This is a genomic window from Bacteroides sp. RTP21281st1_H5_RTP21281_210402 (genome assembly GCF_040918965.1).
Taxonomy (GTDB): domain Bacteria; phylum Bacteroidota; class Bacteroidia; order Bacteroidales; family Bacteroidaceae; genus Bacteroides; species Bacteroides congonensis.
This window is the reverse complement of record NZ_JBCOWR010000031.1, coordinates 27,256-36,185: the sequence shown is the minus strand read 5'-3', so window position 1 is coordinate 36,185 and position 8,930 is coordinate 27,256. Positions and strand designations below refer to the sequence as shown.

The 8,930-nt window shown below is 46.1% G+C and carries 8 protein-coding genes; 1 reads left to right on the top strand and 7 read right to left on the bottom strand.

All coding sequences use genetic code 11. From position 1 onward, the window contains the following. Positions 1-154 precede the first annotated feature (154 nt). A complete protein-coding gene (locus AB5443_RS24200; RefSeq protein WP_032946415.1) occupies positions 155-1,120 on the top strand; it encodes a broad-spectrum class A beta-lactamase CfxA5 in 966 nt (321 codons plus the stop codon). Between the two features lie 92 nt (positions 1,121-1,212). Here AB5443_RS24200 and AB5443_RS24195 read toward each other — a convergent pair whose 3' ends face one another. From AB5443_RS24195 to tnpA, 7 genes are all read right to left on the bottom strand, one after another. Continuing rightward, on the bottom strand, positions 1,213-2,616 hold the full coding sequence (locus AB5443_RS24195) for a hypothetical protein (protein WP_004292734.1): 1,404 nt from the start codon (positions 2,614-2,616) through the stop codon (positions 1,213-1,215). A 282-nt stretch (positions 2,617-2,898) separates the two neighbouring features. Beyond that, the gene (locus AB5443_RS24190) at positions 2,899-4,014 is read right to left on the bottom strand and encodes a DUF6371 domain-containing protein (protein ID WP_004292742.1); all 1,116 of its coding nucleotides are present in this window, start codon (positions 4,012-4,014) and stop codon (positions 2,899-2,901) included. A gap of 3 nt (positions 4,015-4,017) precedes the next feature. Further along, on the bottom strand, positions 4,018-5,115 hold the full coding sequence (locus AB5443_RS24185) for an AAA family ATPase (protein WP_004348225.1): 1,098 nt from the start codon (positions 5,113-5,115) through the stop codon (positions 4,018-4,020). Between the two features lie 5 nt (positions 5,116-5,120). Next, a complete protein-coding gene (locus AB5443_RS24180; RefSeq protein WP_004338328.1) occupies positions 5,121-5,495 on the bottom strand; it encodes an excisionase family DNA-binding protein in 375 nt (124 codons plus the stop codon). Positions 5,496-5,694: 199 nt separating this feature from the next. Further along, positions 5,695-6,552, bottom strand: a complete 858-nt coding sequence (gene tnpC / locus AB5443_RS24175) for a transposon Tn4555 protein TnpC (RefSeq protein WP_004339687.1) — start codon at positions 6,550-6,552, stop codon at positions 5,695-5,697. Between the two features lie 247 nt (positions 6,553-6,799). Continuing rightward, positions 6,800-7,918 (bottom strand): site-specific integrase, encoded by a 1,119-nt coding sequence (locus tag AB5443_RS24170; protein ID WP_004338318.1) that lies wholly within the window; start codon positions 7,916-7,918, stop codon positions 6,800-6,802. 141 nt (positions 7,919-8,059) lie between these two features. Next, a partial coding sequence (tnpA, locus tag AB5443_RS24165; RefSeq protein ID WP_368119647.1) for a transposon Tn4555 protein TnpA occupies positions 8,060-8,930 on the bottom strand: 871 nt, incomplete at its 5' end.

Below are 8,930 nucleotides of genomic sequence, written 5' to 3'. Positions count from 1 at the left end.
TAGTGTTTCCGAACCGACTTTTGCCGGTTTTATTGTTTAACTTTTAATTTTTCGGTAAAAATTTACCGAAGTATTGACATATTTTTCCGTAAAGTTATGTACCTTTGTCGGCAAATAAAGATATTCTCGTCAAACAAATATAAATAATATAAACATGGAAAAAAACAGAAAAAAACAAATCGTAGTTTTGAGTATAGCTTTAGTTTGCATTTTCATCTTGGTATTTTCATTGTTCCATAAATCAGCGACAAAAGATAGCGCAAATCCTCCTTTAACAAATGTTTTGACTGATAGCATTTCTCAAATTGTCTCAGCTTGTCCTGGCGAAATTGGTGTGGCGGTTATTGTTAATAACAGAGATACGGTTAAGGTCAATAATAAGAGTGTTTATCCTATGATGAGTGTGTTTAAGGTTCATCAGGCATTAGCTCTTTGTAATGACTTTGACAATAAAGGAATTTCACTTGATACCTTAGTAAATATAAATAGGGATAAACTTGACCCAAAGACTTGGAGTCCTATGCTGAAAGATTATTCAGGGCCAGTCATATCATTGACAGTGAGAGATTTGCTGCGTTATACTCTTACTCAGAGTGACAACAATGCAAGCAACCTTATGTTTAAGGATATGGTTAATGTCGCTCAAACAGATAGTTTTATAGCCACACTCATTCCTCGTTCAAGTTTTCAGATAGCTTATACGGAAGAGGAAATGTCGGCTGACCATAACAAGGCTTACTCTAACTATACATCTCCTCTTGGTGCTGCAATGTTGATGAATCGTTTGTTTACTGAAGGTCTTATCGATGATGAGAAACAAAGTTTCATTAAGAATACGTTAAAAGAATGCAAAACAGGTGTAGATAGGATAGCAGCTCCACTTCTTGATAAAGAAGGGGTTGTTATAGCGCATAAGACAGGTTCAGGTTGTGTTAATGAAAATGGTGTTCTTGCAGCTCACAATGATGTTGCCTATATATGTCTGCCTAATAATATCAGTTATACCTTAGCGGTATTTGTTAAGGATTTCAAGGGAAATGAATCACAAGCGTCACAATATGTTGCGCATATATCAGCTGTAGTATATTCTTTATTAATGCAAACTTCAGTAAAATCTTAAACTGCACTTGCTTTGATAATTAATGATAAACAATCTAAAAGCACTCTAATCGTTATCGGAGTGCTTTTAGATTACTAATCAAATTGCTTCTATTATAATTTGAATCCTCTACTTTTTCTTTCTTCCTGTTGCGGCACTCTTGCTCCATATCTAAGCCTGTGCCATTGCTCCCTGAACCAGTCGGCAATCGGCTTCCTGTTTATTGTCAGGTTCAGCCTGCTTTCATCGTCAGGGTCATTTTCCACCCTTAAAATATCATCCTTTATATCAAAGTTCCGCCTGTGTTGCTCGGAATAGATTTTACCGCTACATTTCAGGGCTTCTTTTTTGACTATAAGACTTTCAGTCATTTCTTTAGAGAATCCCAGCATGGCACAAAACTTTTCCATGCGCAGCATTTCCCTGAACATCGGAAACCACCTGAAAGCCTTGTCTATGATTCTGGCGAGCCGTGACAGTTCTTTTTCTTTCATGTCAAGTTCCTGCCTGTGCATTTCTCTGAGATTGTGGATTTGCGTATCATGCTGTTTCTGCATCTGCTGTACTTGGCTCTGCAATTTTTCAATATTGGTGTTCCGTTTTGAAACCTCGTCTTGCAGTTTTTCGTTGGCACGTTCCAGTTCTTTCAGTTTTCCACTCCCGAAAAGAGAAGCAACTCCACTAGTTATGGCTGTCGCTGCCGTGGTGGCTGTCTTCTTTAACTTGTCAGTGCGTATTTCTGATTTCACCTGTTTCAGTTCCTGCTCGGCAAGATTTATCTGTTCTTCTTTGTGCCGTTTGGCTGCATCCATGCGTTGCAGTTCAGCTTTCTGCTTCTCAATGATAAAGTCGTTCCGTTCCAGATGCTCCTTACCAGTGACAGCCTTTGACTGCCCGCGTTCCATCAGCAGGATGTCGGATGCAAGGGTCTGCATCTGCATCATGTCATCGTCATTGAGCTTTCGGCTCTTTCCTGTTTCGTGGTTCATCCAGTCGAAAACGATATGGGCATGATAGTTCGGCTTGAACCATCTGTCCCCGACTTTGAAGCTTTCCCTGTCTTCCGCTTCCGGCTGACCGTTCAGCCAATGCCCTTCATCCTTGTGCAGGAAGATTTGCAGCGGTGTGATTCCCCAGCGTCTTTGACACTCCTCACCGAATTTACGCACGTCTGCCAGTGTGGTGTCCGACCTGACAAGCAGCACTCCTTCACGTATGGGGGAGCATCCCGCAATCTTGACTATTTTACCGTTCTTGCCTTTGCGTTCACGCTCCTTTTCCTGCATGGCACGTCCGGTCTTTTCCTTTACCATCTGTCTGATATTGTCATAATGCATCCGCAAATCCGGACTGCCGAAGTCGGGATTTATCCACTGTTCGTTATCGGTGGATAGTTCAGGAACGACATAGATTCTGGACTCTCCGATGTGGCGCATGTATTCGGCAGTCCTCCTGTTGTGAGCCTCGCTCGATGCGATGTTGCAGGGCTTGATATGTATGCTTGATTTTGTTGCCATAGATACTTGTTTTTTGGTTTGTACTTTATTGTTTGCTTTTCCGCTGTCCGTAAACGCATGGGGTTCTTAGGGGTGCAACCCATAAGCGGAGATTGCAAAGAGAGGGTCACTCTTTGCTCTGGGTTCTCAGGGGAGAAACGCCCTGAGTGGGTCATTAGGGTAAAACCCTAATCCCCTCGGGAGAGCCCACAACTACGTAAGCGGAGCGTGTAGTTATAGTGGGCTATATCAATGGCAAGCCATTGTCTGCAAACTCCAGCCTACGGCTTCCGCTCTCCTCCGTCAGGGAGGTTTTTCATCATCGTTGCCGATTGGAGATGCACCGACCAGCACAAGGTCTAAATCGTCTATCAGTTTTTGCAGGACGGGATTCTTCTCTATCATCCGCTGGAGGATTCTCTCAGCCTCGACCAAGTGGTTGGCTGTACTCATCACCTTGCCCTCCCGTATCTGAAAGATAATCCAATCGGCTATGTCGATATGGGCTTCTTTTTGTTTCGGGGTGGCATTCCTTTCGATGATGTCCGAAACCACCACCTTACAAAAGTACATGCTCTCGGCTCGCTGTTTCCACTCGGCATAAGCATCGGCATCGGGAAAGAGAAGCACGGTTCGCCCTGACAGTACACGGAGTTTCTCTTCTCTCATCTGACTCTTACCACCCGTAGCCAGCCATACATAATCGGGGAAGATAGCAGAACCGATAACGGCACTCTTCTCGGATTCCACCAAGACCACCACCTTGTCGGGATGCGTTTTCAACAAGTGTTCCCCGAAAAGGCATTGGGATAGTTGCCAATCCTCTGCCAACACACGCTGCTTTTTCAATATGCTGTGTATCCAGTTCACTGCCGATGTCTGTCCTCCCTTGATACGGTGTCCGTCTTCGGGATTGTACTGCATCACCTTTCCCGTGCGTACCTTGCCCGTCCTGTCTATCTGCCAAAAGATAACAGAGCCGTCACGGGTAGCCCCCAAACGGTATTCCTCCAACAACCGCTTCAACACCTCTTTCGCCTTGTCGCCATAGTAGGAAGTAAGGAGTGTGAAGAGGAAACGGAAGAAATTGCTACGCTCGCTTTGCGACTTCTCCACATAGTGAGGGGGAATATAGCCGATGGCTGTCGGCTTACTTTGCTGCTTCACTTTCTTCTGCTCTGCTCTTTGCCTGTCAAAAGAGAAATCATTGGTAGTTCTGTGTTCAGGATGCTCTTGAAAATACTCTTTCGGAGTGTAGTGATACCCACAACCGCTTTCGTGGTTACATCTGCCGACCGATGGATGCAACGGCACATTATTTTCGTCCACGTAATAGACGAAAGAATGCCTGTCTCCGCATTTGGGGCAGGTATGCCGTGTTGCCGTTCCTTTATACTTCTGTAATGAATAATTGCCCATAGCTTAGTCCGTTTTTGATGGTTGATTGTCGGCTGTCCCATCCTGTCCCATTGTCCCACACTCTAAGGGTTGGGACAGTGGGACACTTGGGACACCTGCGTTTTTACTCTCTTTGCTGCGCTGGATGATACGGTTTACGGTGGACTTGCCACAATTCACCTGTGAGGCTATCTCCCTGACGGACTTGCCCGATTGGGAGAGTTGCAGAATTTGGCAATCCCTTTGGCTTGATTCATTGTCGCCCAATTTTTTCAAGTGTTCCTTTTCCGTGGAATAGCCCCTGAACACGAACTGCAAGAAAGCATCCACCTTGTCAATCTCGTAAACGATTACATTATCCGCATCATGAGAGAACGTGCCATAGCGCACTTTAAGCTGCTTCACATAGCGAAGCCCTCCGTCTTGGGCACTTTTTCCAATGGTGAACACGCTGTCAAAGAAATTGTAGAGCCGTTTGCTTCCGGCAAGGTCGTTGGATGTGATGGGACAATCCAAAGAGCGTTTGGGCGTATGTGCTAGGACAAGGATAGAGAGCGCATATCTCTTTTTGAGATTGTTCAGCTGAATCATCAGCCGTCCTGCGGCATCGCCTTTCTCCATGGCGCAACACAGGTAGGTAAGATTGTCAATGATGAAAATCTTGCAGTCGGTCTGCACAGCCATCTGTTCAATGCCGCCTATGATAGCTTCCTCAAAGTTGGCATCCAAAAGCTGGTTGCAGTCAATAGACACCCGATAGAGTTTGTCGGGAAAGGTGTAGAGCTCTCCATGCTCGTTGGTATAGCGGAGCTGGAACTGCTTTTCGGACAGTTCAAAGTCCAGATACAGCACATTGTCGGTTCGGGCGATGCGGTCGGCTATCTGCACGGCAAGGATGGACTTGCCCACGTTGGAATCGGCAAACAAGCAGGAGAGTTCCCCCTCGTACCAAAAGCTGTCCCACAGCGCACGGGGCGTAGGCAATAACGATGCTTCAAGAATGGTTTGGTTTGCCGTCTTGATATTCATCATGCCTACACTGTCGGGCATACCGTTATGCGCTTGGGATGCTTTTGTGAGGTCGCCACGTATCAGGTTGATATAGTTCTTATCCTCTTCCATATCATTCACCAGTTACGTGGGTTGGGCTTGCGACGGTGGGAAGAGGATAAGGACTTGTTCAGTTCCTCGTCTGACAACGGTATGGGATTCTTTCGGGCGGTTTCCAGCCACTTGTCCAGTTCGTCACGGTAAAGGCAATAGCGTTTGCCGGGCTTGGTGGCAGGGATTGTCCCTTCTGACAGTTTCATGTAGAGCGTACCCTTAGGGATACCTAAATACTCTGCTGCCTCGTCCACAGACATGGGCACGTGGGTGTCCACCGTTTTGGCATTGTTCACACTGCGCTGCTCGGCGAGCAGGCTTTTCAGGCTCATCACTTCGTCTCGAAGCTGAGCGACAACCTCGGGGAGGTCGTTGAAGGTAAGAATTGATTTTTCCATTCGCGTACTCGTCTCTTTTGTAAGACTTGGCGCAAAGGACTGAAATGATATATCCGTGAATATCTCCACGACACGTCATTGCAAAATAATTCCCGAATAATTAAGCCCAGCCATAAATGACGGGTAAAATTACTCGGGAAACGATGTAAAACAGGCGGTTATGAGTTACCGGATGGTTGTCGTTGGTGTCGTGATTATCCTAATTCCGCACATAATCCTCGGGATAGTGGAAATCAAGTTTGCCGTTTTCGGGTTCATCAATGGGAATTTCCGTCTTTAACGGCTCTACCTTGAAATTCTTGATGGTTGATAAGTCTGTATCAGCAAACGATTTCGGGAAAAGGGCTTTGATGAACTTGGCACGGTTATCCCCATTGTAGTATCTCTTGTACAGGAAACGCTCAGAGATATTCCATACGAAGTGACGGAGTGGAATGTTGTTGATGTCTTTGGTAAACGGTCTTTGTATGGGCTTCGGGGTATAAGTGTTAAGATTCATCCATTTGTCCACCTCAGTACAGATGTGGTTCACGGTTTCTTGGTCGGCAATGCGAGGCAGGTAATAATGGCAATACTCCATGACCATGCGGATGCGCTCTTCCTTTTCCCGTTGCTCTCTGCTTGCGTAATTGGCACGGTTCTTTTCGTGAAGATCCGGGGCGATAGTAAGCTCTATCGGTTGTGTTTGGATAAGTGTCTCTTCTTTTGTCGGGGATGATTCGGGTACAGGCTCAGGGACTGATGTAGGTCCAGGCACAGATGTGGCTTCTTCAAGTGTATTTTGTGACAGTTCTTCCTGCACCTCTATGGCTTCGGCAATCGTTTCTTTCTTGCCGAACTTGATTTTGTAGATTTCGTATGTATCAAAGATAAGTGTCTGAAAGGAGAGATAGAGCAACCATCCCAACAGGTTACAGCATACGAATACTATCCACCTGACAAAGTTGTCTTGGTTGAAGCTGTCCGCTATTACCAGCGTGGCAATGGAAGATATTAGGACGATGGCGAAGCCGACAAAGCCCAAGATGATGTATTTGTCCTTGATTGATGATTCCATATTTCGTTGAGAGATTGAATGTTCCTGTATTATTTTGTGCAAAGTTAATGCTATTTTTCCCAATTACTGCCCGTTATTTGCGGTTAGAACGGTCTTTTTCAATGTATTTCACGAAATGTCATCATATCATACTCTGTTTCATACTCTGAGGGGCTTATAAATGGTGGCATCAAGCCAAAAACATAGAGGGGCGATTATAGCCTTGTAGCCATAACCGCCCCTCTGAATACCTGTCAATGTGAGACATTTATGCCTCCTTGCGCTTCAAGGTTATCTTGTCCACCACCTGACACATCTGCTGCGCTGCTATCTTGGAATAGATTTGTGTGGTGGTAATGTTCTTATGTCCGAGATAGGCTTGGATGACAGCCATGTCCGTTCCCATTTCCACGTGCAGGCTTCCGAAGCTGTGGCGGGTACAGTGAAAGGTGATTTTCTTGGTTATCCCTGCTGCCGTGAGCCACCGTTGGAGTGGTCCTTGCAGCATCTTGTCCTTGAAATCCTCAAAGATAAGTCCCTCGCCCCGTTCTCCCAGCAGTCCATAGGCTTCATCACTGATGGGGTTATGCACTATTTCTTTGGTTTTCTGCATACGGGTGGTAACGAACATCCTGCCGTTGGTGTATGGTTGTATCTGCTGCCACGTGAGCTGTCTGATGTCGCTCTTTCTCAGTCCCGTAAGACAGGCGAAAAGAAAAGCTTTTTTCAAGACCTCCTCCTCACAGGGTGTTTCGGCAAGCCGTATCAGTTCCTCTTGGCTCAAATGCTCCCTGATGGTGGGAATGCACTCGATGCGGTCTAAGAAGCCGTTTGGGTTCTCCTTTATCTTCCTGTCACGGTAAGCGGTGTGCAGCACGGCACGGAAAGTTGACCAATAGCCTGCTGCGGAGTTGATGTGCAGCTTTTGGTTGGTGTGGATGGATTGGGGTGCATCAAGCAGGTATTCCATGAACTTGCGGCACAAATCCACATCCACCTCCTCAAAGGTGCATTTGCCGTTCACGAACCGCTGGAAATGCTTGTATACGTGCTGCCACTTGATATTCTTGCGGTCAGCCAGTCCTTTGAAATAGGCAAGGAAATCGCCCTTCATCTTGGTCTTGTCAAAAAAGCCGTTGTTTTCATTGAAAATGGCTTCGTAGCGCTGGTTGCGCAGGATGACCGCTTTCTTCATCATGCGTGCGTTGAAGTCCCGTTCCTGCTGGTTTGCAGGTTTGGCGAAGATGTAAATTCCTAAGGCTTCACGTGTAATCACTCTCATGGTGACATTGTCACGGTAGCCGGGATAGTAGTCAAGGCATAGTGAATACTGTGTCCCGTTCTTAATCTTGCGCTTACGCAAGGTAACTGTTTTGCATTTACTCATAATAATTATGTTTTAATTGGTTGTATACATTTTGGAGTTGTATCCATGTTTCCGATGGCAAAGGAACAACGTGAAATATCCGTGAATACCTCCACGATACATCATTTTGAAATAATTTTCGATAATCCCGATTTTTCACGGTTATTTGTTCCTTTCAGCCATGACACGCTCCACATCTGAGCGCAAAAGCAGGTTTTTCACACCCACCTTTATCTTTTCGATGTGCTTCACCTTGACGATATGGCAGATGTTGGCTGACGAAAGACCATAGATTTGCTGCACCTGCTCAACGGTATAGTAGCGTTCATCGTTCACAAGGTCAGTTCTGCGGAGTTCGTTCAAATGTGATTTGGAGTAATAGGTACGCCCGTACTCTCTTTTAGTGGGTATCTTATGGCGATAGGTGTAGGCACGGAGTGCGGTCGGCTTCATGCCGAACAGTTCCTCCACCTCCTCGGTCAGTAGCCAGTCGGTAATTTCGCTAATATCAACTGCCACACCGAAAAACTCGTCAATATGCTTCTTGCTGTAATAGTTCTTTCCTGCGATACGGCAGATGGGGATATGGTTACGCTTGGCGGAAGTGTAAAGCCATGACTGCTTTACCTTAAAAAGGGACATCACCTCCTCGCCCGAATAGAAGTCCAACACTTCTTCGCTTTCCTTTTCCCTTTTTTCTCTTTTGGCAGGTAAGGAAGATGAAGATGATTTCCTTGGTGTGGAGGTGTTGCCGGGCAGGATGCGGTGATAGGGATTGCCCTCCAACATCTGCTCGATGTCGGCTCTGCGGATGAATGCCATGCGGTTGCTGATGCGTGAGGCTTTCAGCTTGCCGATGGCTACAAGTTTGTAAATGTACTGTCGGGAACAGCCCATGAGGATGGCTGCTTTGGAAAAGGTGAGATACTCCTGATGCTGTATCTCCATCAAGGGTTGGGCGACTTTGAAGAGGTTGTTCTTCTGCATCACTCTGGCTCGTTTGGCTTCTGCCTGACAAGCCTCACTGCAATAT

Bases quoted from the DNA above. Each gene is read 5' to 3' on its own strand.
- AB5443_RS24185 (WP_004348225.1), bottom strand. From the start codon at position 5,115: ATGGAAGAGGATAAGAACTATATCAACCTGATACGTGGCGACCTCACA.
- AB5443_RS24200 (WP_032946415.1), top strand. From the start codon at position 155: ATGGAAAAAAACAGAAAAAAACAAATCGTAGTTTTGAGTATAGCTTTA.
- AB5443_RS24180 (WP_004338328.1), bottom strand. From the start codon at position 5,495: ATGGAAAAATCAATTCTTACCTTCAACGACCTCCCCGAGGTTGTCGCT.
- AB5443_RS24190 (WP_004292742.1), bottom strand. From the start codon at position 4,014: ATGGGCAATTATTCATTACAGAAGTATAAAGGAACGGCAACACGGCAT.
- tnpC (WP_004339687.1), bottom strand. From the start codon at position 6,552: ATGGAATCATCAATCAAGGACAAATACATCATCTTGGGCTTTGTCGGC.
- AB5443_RS24170 (WP_004338318.1), bottom strand. From the start codon at position 7,918: ATGAGTAAATGCAAAACAGTTACCTTGCGTAAGCGCAAGATTAAGAAC.
- AB5443_RS24195 (WP_004292734.1), bottom strand. From the start codon at position 2,616: ATGGCAACAAAATCAAGCATACATATCAAGCCCTGCAACATCGCATCG.